The sequence below is a fragment of the Pantoea eucrina genome (assembly GCF_001691555.1).
Taxonomy (GTDB): Bacteria; Pseudomonadota; Gammaproteobacteria; order Enterobacterales; family Enterobacteriaceae; genus Pantoea; species Pantoea borealis.
Genome location: NZ_MAYN01000007.1, coordinates 129,740 through 155,741, shown reverse-complemented (window position 1 = coordinate 155,741; position 26,002 = coordinate 129,740). Strand labels below are relative to the sequence as shown.

The 26,002-nt window shown below is 54.3% G+C and carries 18 protein-coding genes, 1 tRNA gene and 1 riboswitch; of the genes, 9 read left to right on the top strand and 10 right to left on the bottom strand.

Features of this window, described 5'->3' with window-relative positions:
- Positions 1-27: 27 nt before the first annotated feature.
- Complete coding sequence (gene ygiD, locus BBA90_RS04835; RefSeq protein ID WP_206099888.1) at positions 28-807, bottom strand: 4,5-DOPA dioxygenase extradiol; 780 nt, start codon at positions 805-807, stop codon at positions 28-30.
- A gap of 196 nt (positions 808-1,003) precedes the next feature.
- Here ygiD and zupT point away from each other — a divergent pair, with 196 nt between their 5' ends.
- The gene (gene zupT / locus BBA90_RS04830; RefSeq protein ID WP_065648166.1) at positions 1,004-1,771 is read left to right on the top strand and encodes a zinc transporter ZupT; all 768 of its coding nucleotides are present in this window, start codon (positions 1,004-1,006) and stop codon (positions 1,769-1,771) included.
- Between the two features lie 39 nt (positions 1,772-1,810).
- Here the strand turns inward: zupT and ribB are convergent, their stop codons facing one another.
- The gene (gene ribB, locus BBA90_RS04825) at positions 1,811-2,467 is read right to left on the bottom strand and encodes a 3,4-dihydroxy-2-butanone-4-phosphate synthase (protein ID WP_065648165.1); all 657 of its coding nucleotides are present in this window, start codon (positions 2,465-2,467) and stop codon (positions 1,811-1,813) included.
- A gap of 108 nt (positions 2,468-2,575) precedes the next feature.
- Positions 2,576-2,725: riboswitch (FMN riboswitch) on the bottom strand.
- A 171-nt stretch (positions 2,726-2,896) separates the two neighbouring features.
- On the opposite strand from ribB, the gene ubiK reads away from it, so the two are divergent.
- A complete protein-coding gene (gene ubiK / locus BBA90_RS04820) occupies positions 2,897-3,202 on the top strand; it encodes a ubiquinone biosynthesis accessory factor UbiK (RefSeq protein ID WP_034828368.1) in 306 nt (101 codons plus the stop codon).
- A 40-nt stretch (positions 3,203-3,242) separates the two neighbouring features.
- Here ubiK and hldE read toward each other — a convergent pair whose 3' ends face one another.
- From hldE to BBA90_RS04805, 3 genes are all read right to left on the bottom strand, one after another.
- Positions 3,243-4,667 (bottom strand): bifunctional D-glycero-beta-D-manno-heptose-7-phosphate kinase/D-glycero-beta-D-manno-heptose 1-phosphate adenylyltransferase HldE, encoded by a 1,425-nt coding sequence (gene hldE, locus BBA90_RS04815; protein ID WP_065648164.1) that lies wholly within the window; start codon positions 4,665-4,667, stop codon positions 3,243-3,245.
- An 81-nt stretch (positions 4,668-4,748) separates the two neighbouring features.
- The gene (gene glnE, locus BBA90_RS04810; protein WP_065648163.1) at positions 4,749-7,598 is read right to left on the bottom strand and encodes a bifunctional [glutamate--ammonia ligase]-adenylyl-L-tyrosine phosphorylase/[glutamate--ammonia-ligase] adenylyltransferase; all 2,850 of its coding nucleotides are present in this window, start codon (positions 7,596-7,598) and stop codon (positions 4,749-4,751) included.
- Between the two features lie 29 nt (positions 7,599-7,627).
- Complete coding sequence (locus tag BBA90_RS04805) at positions 7,628-8,938, bottom strand: inorganic triphosphatase (RefSeq protein WP_065648162.1); 1,311 nt, start codon at positions 8,936-8,938, stop codon at positions 7,628-7,630.
- 204 nt (positions 8,939-9,142) lie between these two features.
- Between BBA90_RS04805 and BBA90_RS04800 the strand changes: the two genes are divergently transcribed.
- Together BBA90_RS04800 and BBA90_RS04795 are read left to right on the top strand one after the other, a co-directional pair.
- Positions 9,143-9,766 carry a TIGR04211 family SH3 domain-containing protein gene (locus BBA90_RS04800; protein ID WP_065648161.1) on the top strand — a complete coding sequence of 208 codons (624 nt, stop codon included), beginning with the start codon at positions 9,143-9,145 and terminating at the stop codon, positions 9,764-9,766.
- 138 nt (positions 9,767-9,904) lie between these two features.
- Positions 9,905-11,137: a multifunctional CCA addition/repair protein gene (locus BBA90_RS04795; RefSeq protein WP_065648160.1), complete on the top strand. Its 1,233-nt coding sequence runs from the start codon at positions 9,905-9,907 to the stop codon at positions 11,135-11,137.
- An 18-nt stretch (positions 11,138-11,155) separates the two neighbouring features.
- Here the strand turns inward: BBA90_RS04795 and bacA are convergent, their stop codons facing one another.
- On the bottom strand, positions 11,156-11,974 hold the full coding sequence (gene bacA / locus BBA90_RS04790) for an undecaprenyl-diphosphate phosphatase (protein ID WP_065648159.1): 819 nt from the start codon (positions 11,972-11,974) through the stop codon (positions 11,156-11,158).
- 190 nt (positions 11,975-12,164) lie between these two features.
- The gene (folB, locus tag BBA90_RS04785; protein ID WP_065648158.1) at positions 12,165-12,524 is read right to left on the bottom strand and encodes a bifunctional dihydroneopterin aldolase/7,8-dihydroneopterin epimerase; all 360 of its coding nucleotides are present in this window, start codon (positions 12,522-12,524) and stop codon (positions 12,165-12,167) included.
- A 107-nt stretch (positions 12,525-12,631) separates the two neighbouring features.
- Here folB and plsY point away from each other — a divergent pair, with 107 nt between their 5' ends.
- Positions 12,632-13,234, top strand: a complete 603-nt coding sequence (plsY, locus tag BBA90_RS04780) for a glycerol-3-phosphate 1-O-acyltransferase PlsY (RefSeq protein WP_065648157.1) — start codon at positions 12,632-12,634, stop codon at positions 13,232-13,234.
- A 30-nt stretch (positions 13,235-13,264) separates the two neighbouring features.
- Here plsY and tsaD read toward each other — a convergent pair whose 3' ends face one another.
- The gene (tsaD, locus tag BBA90_RS04775; protein ID WP_065648363.1) at positions 13,265-14,278 is read right to left on the bottom strand and encodes a tRNA (adenosine(37)-N6)-threonylcarbamoyltransferase complex transferase subunit TsaD; all 1,014 of its coding nucleotides are present in this window, start codon (positions 14,276-14,278) and stop codon (positions 13,265-13,267) included.
- 280 nt (positions 14,279-14,558) lie between these two features.
- Here tsaD and rpsU point away from each other — a divergent pair, with 280 nt between their 5' ends.
- The 3 genes from rpsU (at position 14,559) to rpoD (ending at position 18,739) form a co-directional block, all read left to right on the top strand.
- Positions 14,559-14,774, top strand: coding sequence for a 30S ribosomal protein S21 (gene rpsU, locus BBA90_RS04770; RefSeq protein WP_001144069.1), 216 nt, complete (start codon positions 14,559-14,561; stop codon positions 14,772-14,774).
- 120 nt (positions 14,775-14,894) lie between these two features.
- Positions 14,895-16,640, top strand: coding sequence for a DNA primase (dnaG, locus tag BBA90_RS04765; protein WP_065648156.1), 1,746 nt, complete (start codon positions 14,895-14,897; stop codon positions 16,638-16,640).
- A gap of 251 nt (positions 16,641-16,891) precedes the next feature.
- A complete protein-coding gene (rpoD, locus tag BBA90_RS04760; protein ID WP_065648155.1) occupies positions 16,892-18,739 on the top strand; it encodes an RNA polymerase sigma factor RpoD in 1,848 nt (615 codons plus the stop codon).
- A 41-nt stretch (positions 18,740-18,780) separates the two neighbouring features.
- Here rpoD and mug read toward each other — a convergent pair whose 3' ends face one another.
- Positions 18,781-19,308 carry a G/U mismatch-specific DNA glycosylase gene (mug, locus tag BBA90_RS04755; protein WP_065648154.1) on the bottom strand — a complete coding sequence of 176 codons (528 nt, stop codon included), beginning with the start codon at positions 19,306-19,308 and terminating at the stop codon, positions 18,781-18,783.
- 293 nt (positions 19,309-19,601) lie between these two features.
- On the opposite strand from mug, the gene BBA90_RS04750 reads away from it, so the two are divergent.
- Positions 19,602-19,677 (top strand) — tRNA-Ile (locus BBA90_RS04750).
- A 436-nt stretch (positions 19,678-20,113) separates the two neighbouring features.
- Here BBA90_RS04750 and hhe read toward each other — a convergent pair.
- Entirely contained in the window at positions 20,114-25,795 is a 5,682-nt protein-coding gene (gene hhe, locus BBA90_RS04740; protein ID WP_065648152.1) for a DUF4011 domain-containing anti-phage protein Hhe, read from the bottom strand.
- Positions 25,796-26,002 lie beyond the last annotated feature (207 nt).

Genomic DNA, 26,002 nt, shown 5'->3' with positions numbered 1-26,002 from the left:
ATTTATGCCTGCGGCTGACGCAGGCCGCTACCCCACCTGCGCTGACAGCATACTGATCGCGCCCATCTCCATGCCTTCAACCGGCACGCTGACCGCCTCACCCGCTGCGCGTGCGCCCAGAATATAGAGCAGCGGCAGATAGTGTTCAGCCGTCGGATGCGAAAGCGCCGCGCCCGGATGCTGCTGATAGTTAACCAGCGGATGATCGCCCGCCGCAGCGTCGCTGCGCAGATTATCACGCACATACTGGTTAAACCCGTCGGCCCATGGATACACCGGCGCAGCCCCCTGCCACTGCAGCTTGCGCAGGTTATGCACCACGTTGCCGCTCGCCACCAGCAGGATCCCTTCATCGCGCAGCGCAGCCAGTTTACGTCCTGCCTCAAAATGCCACTCAGCAGAACGGGTACTGTCCACGCTGAGCTGCACCAGCGGAATATCCGCCTCAGGATACATTCTGGCCAGCAGGCCCCACGAGCCGTGATCGAACCCCCAGCTCTCATCTTTTTCTGTCAGCGGCAGCAGCTCTGTCACACGCTGCGCCAGCGCAGGCGATCCGGGCGCCGGGTAGCGCACGTCAAACAGCGCCTGCGGAAATCCGCCAAAATCGTGAATGGTGCGCGGCTGTTCCATGGCCGTTACCCGCGTCCCGCGCGTGTACCAGTGCGCCGAGATAGCAAGGATAGCGCGCGGCCGCGGCAGATCTCTGCCCAGCTGCTGCCATACCCGGGTATAGCGATTTTCTTCCAGCACATTCATCGGGCTGCCATGACCCAGAAACAGAGCAGGCATACGACCGTCACGCATTTTCATACCTCATCGCTGTTGCTTTCATGCGCAATACGATACGCGCTTACATGAGCCTGTGAACGCGGAGATACGTGAGCATGTCTGTCAGCAAATTTGAACAAGCGCAAACGACATAACTTTACGCTTAATAACTCGATATTTTATAAGGTTAATTATAATGTAACTGGTAATCATTATCATCGTGGAGCGTGCTATGTCGGTGCCTTTACTGCTCACTGTTCTGGCCGGTGGTGCTACCTTTATTGGCGCCCTGTTCGGCATCCTCGGTCAAAAGCCTTCAAACCGCCTGCTTGCTTTTGCGCTTGGCTTCGCAGCCGGCATTATGTTGCTGATCTCGCTAATGGAGATGCTGCCCGCGGCGCTGCATACCGCAGGCATGTCGCCGATGCTGGGGTACGGTATGTTTATGCTTGGTCTGATCGGGTATTTCGCCATGGATCGCCTGCTGCCGCATCAGCATCCGCAGGATCTGATGGCCACTCACGGGCGTCCGGTTAACCTGAAGCGAACCGCCGTGCTGCTGACGCTGGGTATCAGCCTGCACAATTTTCCTGAGGGGGTGGCCACCTTTGTTACCGCCAGCAGCGATATGGAGCTGGGGCTGGGCATCGCTTTAGCCGTGGCCATCCACAATATTCCTGAAGGACTGGCGGTTGCCGGGCCGATGTATGCGGCGACCGGCTCCAAAGCCAAAGCGCTGTTCTGGGCCTGTATTTCCGGTATGGCAGAGATTCTGGGCGGCGTCATCGCCTTTCTGCTGCTGGGGCCGGCGCTGTCACCGGTCGTGATTGCCGCCATTATGGCCGCCGTTGCAGGAATTATGGTTGCGCTCTCGGTGGATGAACTGATGCCGCTGGCGCGCGAGATCGATCCGCACAATAACCCGAGCTATGGCGTACTGTGTGGAATGACGGTGATGGGGCTGAGTCTGACACTGCTGCAGACCGCCGGCGCTGGCTGATTTTCCGGGCTCCGGCTGGTCTGCTTTTCTCTACCGGCGTTAGCTGGCCTGGCGGGTCTCGCGCTGGCGGCGATAAGCCACCAGATCTTCGATGGTCACTACCGGCATATCATGCTGCTGCGCAAAGGCGATCGCTTCAGGCGCGCGCGCCATGCTGCCATCGTCATTGGTCAGTTCGCACAGCACGCCTGCCGGTTTAAAGCCCGCAAGCGTAACCAGATCGAGCGTGGCTTCGGTATGACCGCCGCGCGTCAGTACACCACCTTCGCGCGCGCGCAGCGGAAAAACGTGTCCCGGACGGTGCAGGTCAGCCGGTTTAGCGTTATCGGCAATTGCGGCGCGGATAGTGGTGATGCGGTCAGCCGCAGAGACGCCGGTGGTCACACCCGCAGCGGCTTCAATCGTTACGGTAAACCCGGTGCCGTAAGAGCTGGTGTTGTTCTCGACCATCATCGGCAGATCGAGCTGCTGACGGCGGGCCTCATTAATGCAGAGGCAGACAATCCCGCTGCCGTGGCGAATAGTCAGCGCCATCTGCTCTGTGGTCATGGTTTCGGCGGCAAAAATCATATCGCCTTCGTTCTCGCGATCTTCATCGTCAAGAACCATCACACCGCGACCGTTACGCAGTGCGTCAAGTGCACGTTCTACACGCTGTTCCGGCGTGCCAAATTCAGAAAGAAGCGTCTGATTCATGGTAATTAACCTTAAAATATTATGAGTTACCAGAACCAGGGCGAGCTTAGGAGTGCGTGAAAAATACACATGGCAAAAACGTGACGCGGGCCTGAACCCGGCTGATGTCGTTACCCTCTCCCATCCGGACTTTAACCGTCGGCCCCGGAATCACACCGGATCTGCTGTCCTTTTACACGGAGGCAAAAGCGCTCGCGGGCTTTCAGCAGAAGCTGATTTACCGCCGGTGGGGAATTTCGCCCCGCCCTGAGAATAAGCAAAATCACTATAGCGTTATTCACCGGGACGGGCAATCGACAAAACGGCAATTGCTTTTGCACATCATGCGTTGCGGATTTCGGGTTTAACCTTTTTGGTTCTGGCATTACACTTACTTCTTGTACCGTCGGAAAACGTGCTGCTCACAGCCACCGCAATCAGGAAATAACCATGATCGACACAAAAAAAATTGAACAACTGGCGCGCCAGGTCCATGAAGCGATGCCGAAAGGTATCCGCGACTTTGGCGACGACGTGGAAAAGAAAATCCGGCAGGTTCTGCAGGCGCAGCTGACCCGTATGGATCTGGTTAATCGTGAAGAGTTTGATGTGCAGACTCAGGTCCTGCTGCGCACCCGCGAAAAGCTGGCAGCCCTGGAGCAGCGTCTGGCAAAACTGGAGAGTGAAAGCCCTGCGGCACCGGCGCCAGCCGTCGTAACGCCCGATCCGGCCGGTAAAATCGATACGCCACAGTAAATATTATCAGCCGGGTGGCTGCTGCCCCCCGGCTGTCTGCTCAGTGACTGCGGATTGTTTTAATAATATTGGTGGTGGAGATGCCATCTTCAAAGTTAAGCACGCGTACGTCACCGCCGTTCGCCCACACTTCTTTACTGCCTGCGATATCTTCCGGCTTGTAATCTCCGCCTTTCACCAGCAAATCCGGCAGCACATCGGCAATCAGACGCTGCGGCGTATCTTCTTCAAACAGAACGACCCAGTCTACTGCTTCCAGAGCGCTTAGCACGATCATCCGGTTTTCCTGTGGATTAACCGGCCGGGTTTCGCCTTTAAGGCGTCTGGTTGACGCATCGCTATTCACCGCAACAATCAACCGATCGCCCAGCTTGCGGGCATTGGCGAGATAAGAGACGTGCCCTGCGTGCAGAATGTCAAACACGCCGTTGGTCATTACCACTTTTTCGCCGCGCTGACGCGCCTGGGCAACAGCGGTTTTCAGCTCGCTCTCCGTCATCACGCCAAAGCCGCTTTCCGGCCGCGCATGGATAGCGTTTTCCAGTTCCACCGTACTGACGGTTGACGTCCCCAGCTTGCCCACCACAACGCCTGCCGCCGCATTAGCAAGGAAACAGGCGTTTTCCAGCGTATCACCCGCCGCAAGGACAGCAGCCAGCACACCAATGACCGTGTCGCCGGCACCGGTCACGTCATACACTTCCTGCGCCTGCGTCGGCATATGCAGAGGCGCTTTGCCCGGCTGCAGCAGCGTCATGCCATTTTCTGAACGGGTCACCAGCAGCGCTGAGAGCGCATAATCAGCGATCAGCTGCATACCCCGGCTGACAATATCCGCTTCGGTTTTACATTTGCCGGCTACGGCTTCAAATTCAGACAGGTTTGGCGTCAGCAGGGTCGCGCCACGATAGCGCTCAAAATCGGTGCCTTTCGGGTCGATCAGTACCGGTACGCCCGCTTCGCGGGCCAGCCCGATCATGGTCTGTACGCTGCTGAGCGCCCCTTTAGCGTAGTCTGACAGCACCAGTGCACCAGCCTGCGACAGCGACTGACGCATACGATCATGGATGGGCTGCGGATCGACCTGCTCAAAGCCCTCTTCAAAATCCAGCCGGATCAGCTGCTGATTGCGCGACAGCACGCGCAGCTTGGTGATGGTGGGATGCGTTTTCAGCGCGACAAAGTCACAGCTGACGTTAACCTGCTCCAGCGTGCGGCTCAGTACCTGCGCGGCATCATCCTCACCGGTCAGCCCAATCAGACGCGATGCGGCGCCCAGCGCGGCAATGTTCATTGCCACGTTGGCCGCGCCGCCCGGACGTTCTTCAATGGTATCGACTTTGACTACCGGCACCGGCGCCTCGGGTGAAATGCGGCTGGTCGGGCCATACCAGTAGCGGTCTAACATCACATCGCCAACAACCAGTACGGTGGCCTTGCCAAACGCGGGCAGTGTTACTTTCATTTCAGAGACTCCAGACTACGCTCAAAATATTGCGCGGATAATACCATATACCCGCAGCAGGGTAAGATGCTGCCGCACGCCTCAGCTGTCAGGCTCAATCGTGCCCAGCCAGCGCTGCCAGCTGACGTTGACTATCCCGCGCTCGCGGGCAAAACGCTCCGGTGCAACGTGACCCGGCAGCGTCTGCAAAGCCAGATGATGCAGCGCATCACGCAGTGTGACATACGCATCCGTCAGCGCCTGGGCCTCCTGCGCGGGCATGATATCGTGCTGCGCCATCAGAGCAAAAATGCGCACGTTATCTGACCAGCGCGTCAGGGCTGGCTGATGCGCAGCTGACGCTAAGACCAGATACTGGGCAATGAATTCAATGTCAGTGATACCCCCTGCATCTGTTTTTATCTCCCAGCGTCCTTTATGTTTGTTGCTCAGATGCGCCCGCATCTTTTCACGCATTTCGCGTACTTCAGCCCGCAGCGCTGCGGTTGTACGCGGCAGACTGAGGATAGCGTGACGGATCTGCGTAAAACGCGCCATCAGTGCCGGTTCACCAAAGACAATCCGCGCGCGCACCAGCGCCTGATGCTCCCAGGTCCAGGCATCATTGCGCTGATACGCTTCAAAAGCGTCAAAGGTGCTGACCAGCATCCCAGCGGAACCAGAAGGACGCAGGCGGGCATCCACCTCATACAAAATACCGGAAGCGGTACGGGTGCTGAAGAGATGCATGATGCGCTGCGCCAGGCGCAGATAAAACTGCCGTCCGTCGATAACGCGTTCACCGTCAGTCTCTGCGCTCTCCGGACAATCATGCAGAAATACCAGATCGAGATCGGAACTGTAACCCAGCTCCCAGCCTCCCAGCTTGCCATAGCCGATCACGGCAAAGCCGCGCTCGTCATCGTGCGTCAGATGCGAAGGCCGGCCATAGCGCTGTACCATCATCTGCCAGGCCTGCTGCACGACGGATTCAATGATCGCCTCTGCCAGCCAGGTTAAGTGATCGCTTACTTTCATTACCGGCAGCGTCCCGGCGATATCGGCTGCGGCAATACGCAATAGCTGTGCCTGCTTAAACTGGCGCACCGCCTCCAGCTGCTGCTCTTCATCCTCTGCCGGAATACGCAGCAGATATTGCCGCAGCTCGTCCCGGTAGGCGTCAGTAGCGGTGGGCTGATACAGCGTGGCGGGATCAAGCAGCTCATCCAGCAGCAGCGGATAGCGGGCCAGCTGGCTGGCCACCATCGGCGAGGCGGCACACAGGCGGATCAGATGGCGCAGTGCGCCATGATACTCGGTCAGCAGCTCCAGATAGGTGCTGCGCGTCAGCACCCCCAGCAGCAGCGGCGTCAGACGTTCCAGCACGCTGTCAGCATCCTCCCGCGGGGAGATTTCACCCAGCAGGCGCGGCATCAGCTGGTCGAGGGCCAGCCGCCCGCGCGGCCCGATGGTGCGCCGGCTGGCATCCTGCCGGAAGTCATTAAGGACGTAAAAAAAGCGCTGCCGCTGCGTGTCAGACAACTGTGGCACCACCGGCGCCAGCTCATGTTCCTCCAGCGTGTCCTGCCAGAGAGCAGCAAACTCCGCCAGCTCAGGCTGGTCGTCAACGTCCGGGGCATCGTCGCCAATCAGCTCATCAAACACCCTGCGTACATCGGCCATATGCGCCGTCAGCTGTGCCGTCAGCGCTTCCCAGTCGGCGCAGTTCATCGCCCATGCCAGACGCTGCCGGTTGAGCGCATCCTGCGGCAGCGTCTGCGTCTGCTCATCATTGATGCTCTGCAGCAGGTTCTCCAGCCGGCGTAAAAAAAGGTAGGCGTCATGCAGCTGACCGACCTGCTGCGGACGCAGCAGCTCCAGCTCACCAATGGCCTGCAGCACCGGCAGCAATGAGCGCCCCTGAAGTGAGCGCTCACGTCCGCCACGTATCAGCTGAAATACCTGCACAATAAATTCAGTTTCGCGGATGCCGCCTGCGCCCAGCTTAATGTTATCTTTCAGGCCACGGCGGCGCACTTCACGCGCGATCATCCCTTTCATATTGCGCAGCGACTGAATCACGCTGAAGTCGATATAGCGGCGATAGACAAACGGCCGCAGCATCTGCTGCAGCGCCTGGCTCCATTCGCCGCGATCGTCGCCCATCAGACGCGCTTTAACCATGGCGTAGCGCTCCCAGTCACGCCCCTGCTCCTGGTAATAGTCTTCCAGTGCCGCAAAGCTCATCACCAGCGGACCGCTGTCGCCGAACGGGCGCAGCCGCATATCCACGCGGTAAACAAAACCATCAACGCCAGGCTGATCCAGTACTTTTATCAGGCGCTGCCCCATGCGGGTAAAAAACTGTGCGTTGTCCAGCTCGCGTCGCCCGCCACGCGTGACGCCATTCTCCGGCCAGGCAAAAATCAGATCGATATCAGAGGAAAAATTGAGTTCTCCGCCACCCAGCTTGCCCATGCCGAGGATCAGCAGCGGCTGCGGCTCACCCGCCTCGTTGCAGGGCGTGCCAAAATCGCGACAGCAATCCTGCCACACCCGATCGCGGGCGGCCGCAATCAGGCTTTCTGCCAGAACGCTGAGTTGCGTCAGGCTCTGTTCGGTTGTGGCGTGCTGCAGCGCCTGCATCCAGGCGATACGTACCAGCATATGCCGGCGAAACAGGCGCAGCTCACGCATCAGCGCGGCCTCGCTATCCGCCTGCTGCAGCGCCTGCTGCAGCCACAGACCATAGTGCTGCCATTCATCAGGCTGAGGAGGCTGCTCCTGCAGTTGCAGCCACCATGCTGGCTGCTGCTGCAGGTTATCCACGATAAAGTCACTGAAGGCCAGCGCGCCAGCCTGCTCAGACGTCAGCGCCGACAGCGGCAGCTGCAGGCGTTCTGCGATGCCGGCCAGCTGCGCCTGCATCAGCGAAGGTAACGGTAACTGCATCCTCTCTCCCTGAATTTTACATGAGGTTGTTAACGCCTGACGCCGCTGCTCAGCCAGAATGGCGGCTGGCGTATGGCCATCGTAGCGAGCTGGATCAGGCCGTGCTGCTGTTTTTCCCGGATGGCGAGCTGCAGTTCCTGCCAGCCAGCCATCCACTGGCATACCTCTTCAGCGGGATAGGCCGCCGCCAGCAGGCAAACAGCCAGCAGCTGTCGCTGCAGGCGCGTGGTCTTATCCTGAAACTCGCCGATCAGTTTTACATCCGTAAAGGTTTCCCGCAGATCCGCTGCCACGCGGCTCAGCATGATGTCGCAAAAGCGTTTATAAGAGCCCTGCAGCTTGATCTGATTTTTGCTGTCGATCCACGGCTGCCACTGTGCTTCTGCCAGCCAGCACGTCAGCGCCATCTGCGCTTCTACGGAGGTGGCAGAGAAACAGAGGGTTTCCGCGCTGATAGCTTCATCCTGCAGCAGTTCCTCCAGCCGGGTCAGTTTCTGGCGCAGATCGCTGTTAGCCTTACGCGGCACCAGCGCACCAAACAGCGAAAATGCCTGTCGCAGCGTTTCCAGCGCCTCCAGCACAGCCTGCCGCGCTGCCGGGTTACCGCGCAGCCAGACCTCTTCATGATACTGCCAGTGATCCAGCGCGGCGCTGAGCGCAGCGACCATCCCCTGCTCTACTGTTGCTTTTGGTGTCACTTTCAGCAACGGCAGTGCCCGAACCGGACGCAGTGCGTCGCCCTGCGCCAGCTGATAGCCGCGCGCAGCTTTGCTCAGGCTGCCGGGACGCAGTCCGCCGCCCGCTGCCAGTGTCTGCGCAAGTCTGAGCAGATCGGCCGGTGTACCCTGTTTAAGCTCCAGCTCAACTTCCCGCAGCGGTTCGCTAAGCTCGCCGGCCGCCACGCTGCCCTGATCGAAGGCAATTTCAATAATGCTGTCACCTGCCTGTACCGTCCAGGTTTCGCGCCGGAAATGGGTGCTGAATAGCGGCTGCAGTCGCTGCTGCAGGCGGGCAATGTCGGTACCCTGCGGCCAGATTTCTGCGGGCAGGCGGGCGATATCAAGCTGTGGTGCCGTCATCTCCACGTTGTACTCCGGGCGCTGGTGCAGACCGCCCAGCGTCTGACCCGCGGTCTTAAGCGTCATCTCATAACGCTTGTCTACCCCCCGGATGCGCAGCCCCATATCCCAGCGGCGCAGCTGGTTGTCGTCTGTTTCATAGTAGATATTCGTCAGCTCGCGAGCGGCTTCATGCTGATGTGGCCAGGCGGCCAGCGTCTCTGCCAGAGTAGCGGCAGCCTGCGGGGTGGCAATGAACTTTAATTCGATTTCAGTGGTCATAATTTTTTATTTACTACGCTGCTGGCACTTATACGGTTAATCTGGCGAGAGTAATGCACCACAAGCACGCTGTCTCGGCTTTCTTGTGCTTTTACGCCCCTTTTCCCGCCGGATTGAGACCAGGATAGTTCTCATTCAGATTTATGCGAGGCAACTCCAGACTGTGCCGGTAAATTTACGCCCATCAAGAAAACACGACATCGAATGAAAAAAATTACACTTGCCGCCCTTTCTTTGCTGGCTTTCAGCGCCATCACCCCCGCTCACGCTGCCGATGAAAAGCGTTATATCTCCGATGAATTATCGACCTGGGTACGCAGCGGTCCGGGCGATCAGTATCGCCTGGTCGGTAAGCTGAACGCCGGGGAAGAAGTTACCGTGGTGCAGACCAACAGCGATGCGCAATACGCGCAAATTCGCGATGCAGAAGGCAAAACCAACTGGATCCCGCTGTCGCAGCTAAGCGCCACCCCGAGCCTGCGTACCCGCGTGCCGCAGCTGGAGCAGCAGGTTAAAGATCTGACCGACAAGCTGGCTAACATTGATAACAGCTGGAATCAGCGCACGTCAGAAATGCAGAACAAAGTCGCTAACAGCGACGGCACAATCGATGGTCTGAAACAGGAAAACCAGAAGCTTAAAAATGAGCTGATTGTGGCGCAGAAAAAAGTGAGCGCAGCCAACGTACAGCTGGATGACAAGCAGCGCACCATTATTATGCAGTGGTTTATGTACGGCGGCGGCGTGCTGGGCGTTGGCCTGCTGCTGGGTCTGCTGCTGCCGCATATGGTGCCGCGCCGTAAAAAGAAAGATCGCTGGATGAATTGATCCGCCGTACGCCAGCCGTTTTTTCAGGGGGGATCGCCAGATGCCCCCTTTCCCATGCCCGCTTTTCCGCCAAAGTATGCAACAATTATGAAACACGCGCCTGACGCGCAGTTATCTGAATACCTCTGGAGTTGTTGAGTGAAAACCTTTCTGGTCGGTGGTGCAGTGCGTGATGCTTTACTGCAGCTGCCGGTAAAAGATCGTGACTGGGTGGTGGTTGGCGCCACGCCTGATGAGATGCTGGCGCAAAATTATCAGCAGGTAGGCCGCGATTTTCCGGTCTTTTTACATCCGCACAGTCGGGAGGAGTATGCGCTGGCGCGCACCGAGCGCAAACAGGGCAGCGGCTACACCGGCTTTATCACGCATTTTGCGCCCGATGTCACGCTGGAGCAGGATCTGCAGCGGCGCGATCTGACCATCAACGCCATCGCGCAGGCGGAGGATGGCAGCCTGATCGATCCCTGCCACGGCCAGCGCGATCTTGCCAGCCGCACGCTGCGTCACGTTTCGGCAGCGTTTAGCGAAGATCCGCTGCGCGTGCTGCGCGTGGCACGGTTTGCCGCCCGCTATGCCCACCTCGGTTTTCGCATTGCCGCTGAAACGCAGACGCTGATGGCAGAGATGGCCGCCAGTGGCGAACTGGCGCACCTGACAGCAGAGCGCGTCTGGAAAGAGACGGAAAACGCGCTGCTCACGCGCAACCCGCAGGTCTATTTTCAGGTACTGCGCGACTGTGGCGCACTGCAGGTACTTTTCCCGGAGATTGACAATCTGTACGGCATTCCAGCCCCGCCGAAATGGCATCCTGAGATTGATACCGGTGTGCATACGCTGATGACGCTGACGCTGGCAGCCGCGCTCTCTGATGAGCTGGACGTGCGCTTCGCTACGCTGTTTCACGATGTCGGCAAGGCGCTGACCCCGCCGGAAAAGTGGCCGTCGCATCACGGTCATGGTCTGGCCGGTGTACCGCTTGTCGCCGCCCTGTGCCAGCGGCTGCGCGTCCCTAATTACGTGCGCGATCTGGCGCTGATCGTGACCGAGTTTCATGACATCGTACACACCATTGAGCGACAGTCAGCCGCGGCGCTGGTGGCGCTGTTTGATCGCATCGACGCCTGGCGTAAGCCGGAGCGGGTCGAAAAAATGGCGCTGACCAGTGAGGCAGACGCGCGCGGGCGTGCCACGCTGGAGAGTATGCCCTATCCGCAGGGTAACTATTTGCGTCAGGCGTTTGCGCTGGCACAGGCGGTACCGGTGCAGCAGGTGATCGCTGCGGGCTTTAAAGGGGCAGACGTGCGGGAAGAGCTGAGCAGGCGCCGGATTGCGGCTATTGAAGAAGGGCTGATCGGTGCGCGGCCGGCATAGCCCGCCGCGCGACCGCTATTACATAAACACGGCGTAGACCGCTGCTGCAACGATAAAGCGATAGATCGCGAACGACACAAACGAGATACGCTTGATCAGCTCAAGGAAGATCTTGATCGCCAGCAGCGCCACGATGAATGCGGTAATAAAGCCCACCGCGAACATCGGGAAATCCTGCATCGTCAGGAAGCCCATGCTTTTATAGAGATCCAGCACGGTCGCGCCCATCATCATCGGCACGGCAAGAATGAACGAGAACTCCGACGCTGCGTAGCGGCTGACGCCCATCAGCATACCGCCCGAAATCGTCGCACCCGAGCGGGAAAAGCCCGGCCACAGCGCCAGACACTGGAAGCAGCCAATCATAAACGCCTGACGATAGGTGATATCATCCACGCCCACCGCTTTTGGCTGTTTCGGCTTCAGGAATTCCGCGGCAAGCAGCAGCACGCCGCCCACGACCAGGGCATACATGACGTTAATCGGATTAAACAGCGTTTTGATCTGATCGTGCAGCAGTAAACCGATCGCCACCGCCGGGATCATCCCGAGCAGAATGTGGATCAGCGTCAGCTTACCGGTACCGGTACCTTCATGGCGCTCCTGACCAAAATGGATGCCAATCAGGCCAAACAGGCGTCGCCAGAACATCACGACCACTGCCAGAATTGACCCGAGCTGGATCACTACTTCAAACGTCTCTGCTTTATCACCCTCAAATCCCAGCAGGTGCCCGACAATAATCATATGGCCTGTGGATGAGACCGGCAGAAACTCGGTCAGCCCCTCGACAACCCCGAGGATCGCAGCGACCCACAGCTGATGCATATCTGCCATCAAAATTTTCCCCTATCCGTTTTAAACAGTAAAAAGGCGGTCGCAAACTGCTACCGCCTGAAATTATGCCGGCGTTGATCTGAAGAAAACCTTAGGGTTTTCTGCCACTTCGCTTCGCTTAACGCAACGGCCTCAGCTAAGACACACCATAATTTGATTTGGTTTCATTGTGATGGCAATCACAGGGGGTTTATTTAGGAATTGTCCCGCGCTCGATACGCACGCCAACGCTTGCCGCCTGAGCCACTGCACCCGGCTTACCGACCCGGATACGCACGCCGGGCGTTTTGAAACGCTTCATCAACAGATCGCAGATTTCTTCCGCGACGCGCTCGACCAGCGCAAACCGGTTTCCCTGCAGATGCGAAAGGATGGCATCGGTGACATCGGCATAGCTCAGACAGTCGCTGACATCGTCGCTGGCAGCGGCACGCCGGTTATCCCACGCCATTTCGACATCGAGCACCAGCTTCTGCTGCATACCCTGTTCCCAGTCGTATACGCCAATGGTGGTGAACACGGTGAGTTGTTCTATAAATACGATATCCATGATGTCACTCTCTGTTTTTGGCCAGGCCGGATACCACTTCCGGCGGATTATGCGTATTATCCACGCTTACCGGCAACAAAACGACCCAAAAGGAACGGTACGACGCTATGAGTGCTATCGCGCTTGGTATGATTATTTTCGCGTATCTTTGCGGCTCGATTTCCAGTGCGATACTGGTTTGTAAACTCGCAGGTTTGCCCGATCCGCGTACCTCAGGCTCCGGCAATCCCGGCGCCACGAATGTGCTGCGCATCGGTGGCAAAGCGTCGGCCGCGGCGGTACTGATATTTGATGTGGCTAAAGGGATGATTCCGGTCTGGATCGCCTGGATGTTGCACGTGACGCCCATGTACCTTGGCCTGACTGCAATAGCCGCCTGCCTCGGACATATCTATCCGGTGTTTTTCCGCTTTCGCGGGGGCAAAGGCGTGGCGACGGCATTGGGTGCGATTGCGCCGATTGGCTGGGATCTCACCGGCCTGATGACCGGCACCTGGCTGCTGACCGTGCTGCTGAGCGGCTACTCCTCGCTGGGCGCCATCGTCAGCGCGCTGATCGCACCGTTCTACGTCTGGTGGTTCAAACCGCAGTTTACGTTTCCGGTGTCGATGCTCTCCTGCCTGATCCTGCTGCGGCATCATGACAATATTCAGCGGCTGTGGCGCGGACAGGAAAATCGCGTCTGGAAACGGAAAAAAAAGAAAGCGTAAAAAAACCGGCTGCGCGCCGGTTTTTTGTTTTCAGATAGCGGGCAGTTCCGCCAGCGGCCAGCGCGGACGGACGCTGACGCCCAGCTCACCCCGCGTTCCGCCCTTCAGGCGTACCATGCCGGCATAGGCGATCATCGCGCCGTTATCGGTGCAGAATTCAGGCCGGGCATAAAATACCTCGCCGCCGCGCGCACTCATCATTTCTGCCATGCGCGTGCGCAGCGTGCGGTTGGCGCTGACGCCGCCGGCGATCACCAGCCGCGTAAAGCCGGTCTGCTCCAGCGCGCGTTTGCACTTGATCATCAGCGTATCCACAACCGCATCTTCAAATGCACGGGCAATGTCCGCACGCGCCTGCTCATCACCGTCATGCTCGCGAATGGTATTTGCCGCGAAGGTTTTCAGTCCGGAGAAGCTGAAGTCGAGGCCCGGGCGATCGGTCATCGGACGCGGGAAGCGGAAGCGGTTGGCTGTGCCCTGCTGTGCCATGCGTGACAGCATGGGGCCGCCCGGATAGTCGAGCCCCAGCAGCTTGGCTGTTTTATCAAATGCTTCACCCGCCGCATCGTCGATTGACTCACCCAGCAGCGTATACTCCCCGATACCGGTGACGCTGATAAGCTGGGTATGGCCGCCGGAGACCAGCAGCGCGACAAACGGAAACGCCGGCGGATGCTCTTCCAGCATCGGGGCCAGCAGATGGCCTTCCATATGATGCACCGGCACCGCCGGCACATTCCAGGCGAAAGCCAGCGCGCGGCCAATCGTGGCCCCGACCAGCAGCGCCCCCACCAGACCCGGACCGGCGGTATAGGCAACCGCATCGATATCACTGGCCTGCAGGTGCGCTTCTTTCAGCGCCGCCTGTATCAGCGGCACCGTTTTGCGCACGTGGTCGCGCGATGCCAGTTCCGGCACCACGCCGCCGTAGTCGGCATGCAGCTTCACCTGGCTATACAGCTGATTCGCCAGCAGACCGGACGCATCGTCATAAATCGCGATGCCGGTTTCATCGCAGGACGTTTCAATACCCAGAACTCGCATAGCTTTATTACCCTCTTCTTGCGGCGCGCAGTGTAGCACAGGCAAAACTGCCGCCGGACTACTTTGACGGGAAAAAGTGTTTTTCTGCCGCACAAAGAGTGCGCTATACTCCACGGCCTGAAAAAACCGGCAGCCGCACAGGCAAACGCTCCTGTTGGTTCTAAATTATCCATGGTGCTTTACAAGCCAGCCCCGGCTGGAGTAAAATGCTGCACCATTTTGAAATGTGCTGGCGCCGCAGTCAGCAGCAAAAACCGAATTTTATCGAGGTGAGAGTTACATGCCGGTAATTAAAGTACGTGAAAACGAGCCATTCGACGTAGCACTGCGTCGCTTCAAGCGTTCCTGCGAGAAAGCAGGCGTTCTGGCTGAAGTTCGTCGTCGTGAGTTTTATGAAAAACCAACGACCGAGCGTAAGCGCGCTAAAGCGTCAGCAGTTAAGCGTCACGCCAAGAAACTGGCTCGCGAAAACGCACGCCGCACTCGTCTGTACTAATTTCTTTCGGAAGTTCGCTTCCGCCGCGTGTTAAACGCAGACAGAGTCAAGTAAGAGGCCGTGCTTTCCGAAAGGAAGCGCGGCTTGTTGCCGTTTAAGAGCTGAAAAAAATCGGGGCTTATGGCTGGACGAATTCCACGCGTTTTTATCAATGATTTACTTGCCCGCACGGATATCGTGGATCTCATCGATGCCCGCGTTAAGCTGAAAAAGCAGGGTAAGAACTATCACGCGTGCTGTCCATTCCATAACGAAAAAACCCCCTCTTTTACCGTCAGCGGTGAAAAGCAGTTTTACTACTGCTTTGGCTGTGGTGCCAAAGGCAACGCTATCGACTTCCTGATGAATCACGATCGTCTGGAATTTGTAGAGAGCGTTGAAGAACTCGCCACCCAGCACGGCCTTGAAGTGCCGTACGAAACAGGCAGCGGCCCCAGCCCGATTGAGCGTCATCAGCGTCAGAGTCTTTACCAGCTGCTGGAGAAACTGGATGGTTTCTATCAGCAGAGCCTGCGCAGTCCGGAAGCGGAGAGTGCCCAGCGCTATTTAGGCTCACGCGGGCTCAGCCAGCAGGTGATCGATCACTTTGCGATTGGCTATGCGCCTGCGGGCTGGGATAACGTGCTGAAGCGTTTTGGACAGCAGCAGGAAGACCGCGAATCGCTGATGGAAGCGGGCATGCTGGTCACCAATGATAAAGGCCGCAGCTACGATCGCTTCCGCGATCGCGTGATGTTCCCGATCCGCGATAAGCGCGGACGCGTTATCGGCTTTGGCGGACGCGTGCTGGGTAATGATACGCCTAAGTATCTAAACTCGCCGGAAACACCGATTTTCCATAAAGGCCGCCAGCTCTATGGCCTTTACGAAGCACAGAAGAACCATCCTCAGCCGGCACGCCTGCTGGTGGTGGAGGGCTATATGGATGTGGTCGCCCTGGCACAGTTCGGCATCGATTATGCCGTGGCGTCGCTGGGAACCTCCACAACGGCTGAACATATTCAGCTGTTGTTCCGCTCGACTGACACGGTTATCTGCTGTTATGACGGTGACCGGGCCGGTCGCGAAGCCGCCTGGCGCGCGCTGGAAACCGCCCTGCCCTATATGAATGACGGGCGTCAGCTACGCTTTATGTTTCTGCCTGATGGCGAAGATCCCGATACGCTGGTGCGTAAAGAGGGGAAAGAAGCGTTTGAAGCACGCATGGAGCAGGCGATGCCGCTGTCGGTGTTTCTGTTTGACAGTTTGATGCCACAGGTGGATTTGAGCACCCGCGATGGCCGTACCAAGCTGGCGACGCTGGCTTTGCCTTTGATCAGCCAGATCCCGGGCGAAACGCTGCGGATCTATATGCGCCAGACGCTGGGTAATAAACTCGGCATTCTGGACGATAACCAGTTAGACCGGCTGATGCCAAAGGCGGCAGAAAACGGTACGCCGCCTGTTGCGCCACCGCTGAAGCGCACCACAATGCGCGTACTGATTGCGCTGCTGGTGCAGAATCCGCAGTTTGCGACGATTGTGCCCACGCTTGACGGGCTGGCGCAGTCAAAACTTGCCGGTCTGTCGCTGTTTGTCGATCTGGTCAGCCGCTGCACAGAGAATCCTGGCCTGACGACCGGACAGCTACTAGAGTTATATCGCGGGACAAATTTTAGCCAGCCCCTTGAAACACTGGCTACCTGGAACCACATGATAGTAGATGAGGAAGCCGAAGCGGTGTTTCAGGATTCACTGGCAAGCATTTATGACGCTGCGCTGGAGCAGCGCCTGGAAGCGCTGATTGCGCGTGAGCGCACCGAAGGGCTCAGTGCCGCTGAGCGGCGCGAATTCTGGGCATTAAGCCAGGCATTAGCGAAAAAATAAGATTCAGCCGGGTCGGAATGGTGGAGTATTTCCTGTTCCGGCCTGCCGCTTTCGGTTTACACGCACATTAAGCGTAACCGTAAAGCACAACGATTTCAGACCGAATATCAAGCGGCTTAAGTGCCGAACTAAAAGGGGCTGCAGCCCTGGCCGCGTTGAAGGCAGCGGCAATAACATAATGCCTTCACTGTTATAGTTGGCTCGCTGCCGACCGACACCAATCTAATTAACAGAAGTGTGGATACCGTCTTATGGAGCAAAACCCGCAGTCACAGCTTAAGCTGCTTGTCACCCGTGGTAAGGAGCAGGGCTATCTGACCTATGCTGAGGTCAATGACCATCTGCCGGAAGATATCGTCGACTCCGATCAGATCGAAGACATCATTCAGATGATCAACGATATGGGTATCCAGGTGGTGGAAGAAGCCCCTGATGCCGATGATCTGATGCTGAATGAGAACAGCACCGACACAGATGAAGATGCCGCAGAAGCTGCCGCGCAGGTCTTATCCAGCGTTGAATCTGAAATCGGACGCACAACCGATCCGGTGCGCATGTACATGCGTGAAATGGGTACCGTGGAGCTGCTGACACGTGAAGGCGAAATCGACATCGCCAAGCGTATCGAAGACGGTATCAACCAGGTGCAGTGCTCTGTTGCCGAATATCCGGAAGCTATCACCTACCTGCTCGATCAGTACGATCGTGTGGAAGCGGGCGAATCACGCCTGTCCGATCTCATCACCGGTTTTGTCGATCCTAACGCTGAAGAAGATCTCGCCCCTACCGCCACGCACGTTGGTTCTGAGCTGTCTGAAGAAGACCGCAATGACGACGAAGAGGAAGATGAAGAGAGCGACGACGACGACAGCAGCGACGACGACAACTCTATCGATCCGGAACTGGCGCGCGAGAAATTCCTCGAGCTGCGCACTCAGTACGAAGCAACCCGTACCGTTATTAAAGCGAAAGGCCGCAGCCACGCTGATGCCGTTGCCGAAATCAACAATCTTTCTGAAGTCTTCAAGCAGTTCCGCCTGGTGCCGAAGCAGTTCGACTACCTGGTAAACAACATGCGTGAAATGATGGAGCGCGTGCGTACGCAAGAGCGCCTGATCATGAAGCTGTGTGTTGAACTGTGCAAAATGCCGAAGAAGAACTTCATCACGCTGTTCACCGGTAACGAAACCAGTGAGAGCTGGTTCAAAGCAGCCCTGGCGATGAACAAGCCGTGGTCTGAAAAGCTGAAAGATGTTGAAGACGATGTGATGCGCTCGCTGCAGAAGCTGCTGCAGATCGAGGAAGAGACCGGCCTGACCATCGAACAGGTTAAAGACATTAACCGTCGTATGTCGATCGGCGAAGCGAAAGCGCGCCGCGCGAAGAAAGAGATGGTTGAAGCTAACCTGCGTCTGGTTATCTCTATCGCGAAAAAATATACCAACCGCGGCCTGCAGTTCCTCGATCTGATTCAGGAAGGCAACATCGGCCTGATGAAAGCGGTTGATAAGTTTGAATACCGCCGTGGCTATAAGTTCTCAACCTATGCCACCTGGTGGATCCGTCAGGCGATCACCCGCTCTATCGCCGATCAGGCGCGTACCATCCGTATTCCGGTGCATATGATTGAGACCATCAACAAGCTCAACCGTATTTCGCGCCAGATGCTGCAGGAGATGGGCCGCGAGCCGACCCCGGAAGAGCTGGCTGAACGTATGCTGATGCCGGAAGATAAGATCCGCAAGGTGCTGAAGATCGCCAAAGAGCCTATCTCCATGGAGACGCCGATTGGTGATGACGAAGATTCGCATCTGGGTGATTTCATCGAAGATACCACGCTGGAGCTGCCGCTGGACTCTGCTACCTCTGAGAGCCTGCGTTCTGCGACCCACGACGTGCTGGCGGGCCTGACCGCACGCGAGGCGAAAGTCCTGCGTATGCGTTTTGGTATCGATATGAACACCGACCACACGCTGGAAGAAGTGGGCAAACAATTTGACGTCACGCGTGAGCGTATCCGTCAGATTGAAGCCAAAGCGCTGCGTAAACTGCGCCACCCGAGCCGCTCGGAAGTGCTGCGCAGCTTCCTCGACGATTAATCGTCTGCAGGAAAACACAAACCCCGGCACGCCGGGGTTTTTTATTGCCCGCGCTCCGGCAGCCCCAGTGCATCCGCCAGCTGGCGATACGCTGCCACCATCTCCTCCAGCGAAGCGCGGTTGAGCCCGCTGGGGTTTGGCAGCACCCAGATGCGCGTCTCCATCAGCGGCTGCGGCTGCTCGCCCCACTCCACTTTACGCTGCCGGAACGCACGCTGATACGCATCCTTGCCCAGCACCGCCAGCGCCCGCGGCTGATAACGCAAAATTTTATCCTGCAGCCGCAGCCCGCCGTCGCGCAGCTCATCGCCGCTCAGCTCGCTCGCCTGCGTGGTGGGACGCTCAACCAGCGCGGTGATGCCGCAGCCGGTCTCCAGCAGCCGCTGCTCCTGCTCCGGCTTCAGCAGCTCGCGCGTAAACCCAGCCAGATAGATCACTTTCCAGAAGCGGTTGCCGGGATGCGCAAAATGATAGCCGGTATGCGCAGAAGATTTGCCGGGGTTAATGCCGCAGAACAGCACCTGCAGATCGTGTGCGATGATATCGCGAATGTCATGTTCGGGTTGCATACGCCTCTGAATGCCTGATAAACGAGCTTAAAGGGTAGAGTATTCAGCGGGATGGGGAAAGCGTGGTAATTATGATAAGTGAAAAGCCAGCGCCAGCAACCCGGCCAGTTAACGATTTCTTTTACTGCCTGGTCAGCAAAAAAACGCTCAAACTGTTGTGGCAATCACTCCTGTCACAGCAGCACACCGATTTTTTCATTAATATCAATCACTCACCATTGTGCTAATTTTCATCAACCGATCGGTGAACGCTGGATCGCCTCTGCCAGATACTTTATAATCCCCGCACTACTGGCCCCTTAGCTCAGTGGTTAGAGCAGGCGACTCATAATCGCTTGGTCGCTGGTTCAAACCCAGCAGGGGCCACCAAATAAAACAAGGAGTTAGATGAGAAATCGTCTGACTCCTTTTTCTTTGGGTGCGATTCAGGTGATGTAGTGGGTGACGTAAATAGTGTGGGCTGCGACACTGCCCCTGACAGATAGCCAATATTGGATGAGGCAGCCTTACTGCCAATGAAGGAGCTTATATGCGGATTTTTACGGTTTGAACGTCATCATAGCCCGACAGTATCTTTTTAACTTTCCCATTGGGCTTTTTGACCCAATGTTGACTAAACGCTGGATGTGATTTTGGGTAAGGAGCAGTATGAAAATCTGATCATAAAAACTGATCACTGAAATAGTGATCAAAACCGTCAAACGGTAAACAACGCAATGATCATGCATTCTTAAAAAATCAATAACCTTAATAAAAATCAGGTGCACATAAGTTACAAGAGGCCTCCTTGCCTCACTGTGAGGTTTTACTCTGCCCCTTCTCCGTCAATGATAGACAAAACTCTATCTAAATAAGTCTTGCCCATCTTGCTTTCGGTCGCTTCACGCAGATATTTAGGTATACGCTCTACAAACTCAGAGCGTGACAACGGCTGATGCTCAACCAAAGCTTCAATCATAGCAGGGCGTAGCAATTTACTTTCATCTGCAATATAGGGACACTCTATGTCTATCACCTCTCTGGCAAAACGTTCAAGCCGCAATCTAAGCGGCTCAGCACTATCGCTAAAAGCTGTTACATTCGCACTGGCTTCATGTTCTTCAACAACTAATTGTTCGATAGCCTGCTCTTCAGAATATTCATGTTCAGGACCTGTGGTTTTTAATTGATGTAATTCACGAATAATAGGTTCCAAAACCTCTTCAGGATTACTGAACCAATCTGTGGACCATATACGACGAATCCGCCATCCCAGTCCCTCTAACACATCCTGCCGTAAGCGATCCCTGTCACGAGCGGACTTAGCAGAATGGTAAGTCGCACCATCACACTCAATCCCCATCAAATAACGTCCCTGCTTGCCGGGATCACGAACCGCAATATCAATAAAGAATCCGGCTACCCCGACCTGAGGTTCACAACGGAAGCCAGCATTTTCCAGCGCTGTAATAACGGCCACTTCAAAATCACTATCCGGCGCTTTCCCGGTAATCTGAGAAAGTCCATCCATGTTGCCCTTTTCAGCAAAGTGCAAAAAGCCGCGTAAGGCCTGAACGCCACGCTTAGATGTTTCTGTCACCTGAACATCTTCCGCTCGCATTGAACTGAAAACATGCATTCTTTTTTTAGAACGAGTGAAAAGAACGTTCAAGCGACGCCAGCCGACATCTGAGTTGATAGGGCCAAAGCGTTGATATACTTTGCCATCAGCCTCACCCGGCCCATAAGTAAACGAAATAAAGATGACATCGCGCTCATCGCCCTGAACGTTTTCGAGGTTCTTAACAAAGAGTGCATCGCTTTTCGTTCTTAACCGATCAATAGCTGCATCAGCTTGAGAGTCTTCACGACACATTTCGTCAATGGCTCGTTCAATTTGTTCACGCTGCTTTGAGTTCATGGCTACGATCCCCAAAGACTCCTCAGGTGAATGAATTGCATGTAAAGCCACAGCCTTGGCAATAACCCGAGCTTCTTCAATATTATGCTGAGTAATAAAACGACCGTTTTTAACGAAGCTGAATTTAACGCCATATTCTGGAGCATGAGCGTTAGGTGAAGGGAAAACAACTAAATCGCTGTTATAAAAATGACGGTTAGAGTAGGCAATCAGGCTCTCGTGCTGAGAACGATAATGCCATCTTAAACGGCGCATTTTGAAAAGCGGCAAAGAGGCATCAAGAATACTGTCAGTCTGACTTACTGCAGAAGTGTCTTCATCATCATCATCAATGCCTGCACGATCAAAGAAGCTGGTTGGCGGAAGCTGTTTAGGGTCACCAACTACGACAATTTGCTTACCGCGCGCGATAACTCCCAACGCATCCTCAGGCTTAACCTGTGAAGCTTCATCCATCACAACAAGATCAAATTCAATGTCACCCGGTTGAAGGTAATTAGCCGCAGACATTGGCCCCATCATAAAACAGGGCTTCAACTGGAGCAGTGCGCGACCGGCTCGATTAATAAGTTGACGGATCGGAACGTGCCGCGTCTTCTTGCCGGTCTCGTTTCTGATAAGAGCCATTTCCGTGTAGTCTGCTTTTCTTCCCCCTGATGCGCCCTGGGGAACCGGATTGCTTGCAATGACGGCTGCTATACGTTCACGCTGTAATTTCTGAAGCGCCTTGTCATAGTCACGAAATGTTTTTTGCATGGCGCTCCGGCTATTACCCGACACCCGTAGAAGATGCGGACGTTCAGAAGCAACTTCGCGCGCCAGCTGATCGAAAATAGCCACCTGCAAGCCGGTATCGATTTGTTCAATTGCAAGTTTATGGCTCATGACCGCATCACGGATACGCTGTAGCCCGTTACTTTCAATAGCTTTAGATACGCGGGTAAAATTAAGCCAACCATTTAACCATCGAGGTTTAGATATTGCTTCTTTATTACGCTCTATTAATGCGGAGAGACGATCCCGGCATCGCTGTTGCCATTGCACAATATCAAGCTGAGTCTCCTGTGCAAAATTCATTTGCCGGTCTGTTTGAATTTCCCACTTGTGCCTAAGGGCGTAAAAATGCTGTTGCAGGCTTCGGTACTCATCGCCGCCGGATAAATTTTTGATAGCATCAGCCAAATCAGAGTTGTGTATTTTTTCACGCATTTTTTCTGTAAAAGTAATGGTTTCACTCATCACATTTAGAAGACGCGTATTATCTTTACTTGCTCCGAAAGCCATTTCATTAGCTATCGCAAAAATATCGCCGGGCAACATATCTTCACCTAAAATACGCTGTTTTCCTTGTATTTTATGCAAGATGACGATCTTTTCATTTACTGTCTCCAAAGTAAGTTGCTCAGCTGTAAACCATTGCTGTATTGGAAACAGTGCATCCTTAAGGTTGGCTATAAGTGGTGAAAAAATATTTTTGTTACCGGCCAGTGTTTGAACGTTTTCAGGGAACAAAACGTTTGATGAGATTGTTTCTTCAAACTCTTTCAGTTTGGTCAGATGCTGCGAGATTTGAGTATCCACACCTTGATGTTTTAACTGCTGGATACCTTTGAAAATCTGGCTATCCAAAGTGAGTAAAGCGCTGCCTATGGCAACGTTAGCGCCGAAGCCGATACCCCAGACACTACGCACTTTGCTATACCAGTCTCGAAGTTGTCGCAACTGGCTCGGCTCAGTTTCTAATCCTTGATAAAGCTCACCGAAAATTTGGCTAAAATTACGTGCCTCAAACTCAGTTAGTTCTTGAGCATACTGACGAAGCCTGGGCAGTTCATTATAAAGCGTTTTCCATTTAGTATTAGGTTCGCTGGATAAGCCGACTAGCGTATTTTTGGCTTGTCGCCATGAGCCGCTTAACCAGCTAAACAAGCCAGAGTCTTTCAAGCTGCTTTCAATAGTCTTCAGCTGTTCATCATCAGTTACTTTATTCAGTACAAAGCGTGACTTTAACTGGTCGCGCAGGGTATGTAACGATGCCAACCGCTGGCTTAATTCTTCGATCAGCGGCTCGATACCATCATCATCGAACCTTTCATGTCTGTATTTAACTAAATCGCCAGGTAGCTCAAATGCAACATAAATAAATGTCGCTATTTGACTAAAACCTTGCGGAGTAACAGGAAATCTTTCGGAAACAGAAGATGGTAAAGATTCAAGTAGTGCGGAAAGATGCTCACGATCTGATTCAAAAGAAACATACATTTGTTCTAAACTACGAATCAGACGCACGACATCAGCAAGCGTGGTCACGCTATCCAGACCAAATGTTTTAGCAATATTCGGGAAGTCAGGCGCAGAAGCCCCTTCCTCAAGGAGACGCAATTTTTCAGGCATCAGGTAGTCAGCCATATGACGATAATCAGCCTGAACGACATTGAAATCCACCAGCCAATTTTTTAAATGTTCAACCTTATTATCATCAAGTCTGGCGTAAGCCTGAAAATCAGCTTCAGCGGGCAGATCCGGAAGTCGACCGGACAACTCAACTAACTGAGTCTGCCAGCTCATTTCGTCATGATTGGCAGTAACAATCGAATACTGATTTAAAAAATCTGAGAGTGCCTGCTGCCACGAGATTAATGCTGCATTCCATTCATTCAGAATTGAAACGATTCTATCACTGTCGAAAAGCTGGATATCGACGTTATTGATGCCATACCAGGGATGCTCCCATAGTTCAGCATGCTCACCGACCTGTTGACGAAACTCCACAACGACATCTTTAAACTCTTTGATTTCGTCACGTAGTCTTAACTGCGCCACGCGATCTAATTTCTGCCCCGAAAGGTTTTCTATATGCAATTGAGTGGGATCAATACCCAGTTCGCGTCGATAGCGTGTCGCCCCGGTCAAAATCTGGTGAATAGTCAGCTCGGTTTGTTTCCAGATCTCATTAATTTCCTGAGCGTAGCTGTTTAACTGACTCTTCAAATCTTCATAGCGTGAAATCTCTGCGTCAATTTGCGCAGGCGTTTTTTGCAATGACGGGTTATGCAGCCTTTTCTGGATATCCTCTAAAACCTTACGCTTATGTGATTTATGACTGTGAAGTTCCAGACAAAAATCACCTAATCCCGCCTTATCGAGCCTGTGTTTTACTACTTCTAGCGCAGCGAGCTTTTCCGCAACAAAGAGAACCTTTTTACCGTTTAGCATCGCAGCGGCAATAAGGTTCGTTATTGTTTGTGATTTCCCCGTCCCTGGTGGTCCTTCGATTACCAAATTTTCGCCGTTTATAGCATCAATCAGAGCGCTATGCTGCGAACTATCAGCATCATAAATAAGCGGAAATTTTTCATGAATGTTATCGAGAGTATCGATCGAATATTCCCTGGACAAACTTCCTGTATTCGAATTGTTTTCTGCCTGAGATGTAAAAAGGCGTTTAATCACTTCATGATTCAGTAAGTTTTGACTGCCTTGAGGCCAACGCTCTGGATCAAGATCAAGATACATCAGCATCTTGCTGAAGTTTAATAAACTTAATGCTCCGTAGCGACGCACTTTCCAGCGCGGCTTATTCTTTTCGATAATTGCCTGTATTTGTTTAAAGTAAGTTTCAGGCAACATCTCGTCATCCAGGATGGGCAAGGCAATACCAAAATCGCCCTGTAATTTCTCATGCAGCGACAAATTAGGGATAATGTCTTCCCCGGTATAACGTAAGTGGTAACGATAGAGGCCGGCCTGTGGATCGAGCTTACCTTTCTCAAGCGTCACCGGAACAGTAAAGAGTGGAGCAAGTCGAGCCTTATCTGAATCTTCACTTTCATACCATTCCAGAAAGCCAAGGGACAAATAGAGAATACCGGCTCCCGTCTCTTCAATTGCGACCTGCGCCTTACCATGGATAGAACGCAACACGGCTTCCAGCTCGGCTGGATAGTAAAGTGTCTGTATTTGGTCATCGGTCAGGGATGTCTGAACTGATGGTTTACGCAACGGCTTGCCCGCTTTCGTATCACGCTCAAACTCACCAATATCTTTGTAGCCAAGCCGGGTAAGAAGAGAATCCAGATGTTCGCCTGGAAGACCGGAGTTAGCCTCAGTACTTCTGATGCCTGCTAAAGAGCCTCCGTTATCTTCCAGATGCTCAAGGATGACATCTCTTGCTTTGATTACCAGCTCATAATCTTCTGATGAAATATTGTTTTGAGCGCTGCTCAACAATTCATAGCTGGTATTAATACCCAGTTTGCCAGCCCAGGTTTTCGCATCGGGCAAGGATTTTGTTGCTTTCTCTTCTGCTGAAGAGGCATTTTTCTCCAGATAACCAAAATGCTGTAACTGTGTTTTGGTCGGATCCGGCACAGGAGCGAACTGCATGGCCTGTTCTGACATAAGCGTTTGAAATAGCTGATCTGGCAACTCATTGATGATACGTAAGGAAGAGTGCTTTTGATTAACCGGAAAATTTAATAGCCGGTTTCGTGAAGTCAAATCCAGCAATTTACGCCGCATATCCTCAAGTGATTTGAGGATATATCCTTGAGATTCGTCATCGATTGAAGAAGTGTGTTCCGCCATATCAAACCCTGTAGATCATTAGCAAAAGATTACAAAAATTCACCAGGTTACCTGTTTTCAATAATTGTCAGGAATAAAAATCGCTTCACTTAAAGTCATTCTTACTGCCATGACAAGTTCTGTTGTTATTGTTAACGCTGGTGAACTCAGAGACAAACTTACCGGAAAAGGTGGTTTTTTGACCTGAAACCTAGTTGGTAAGTATCA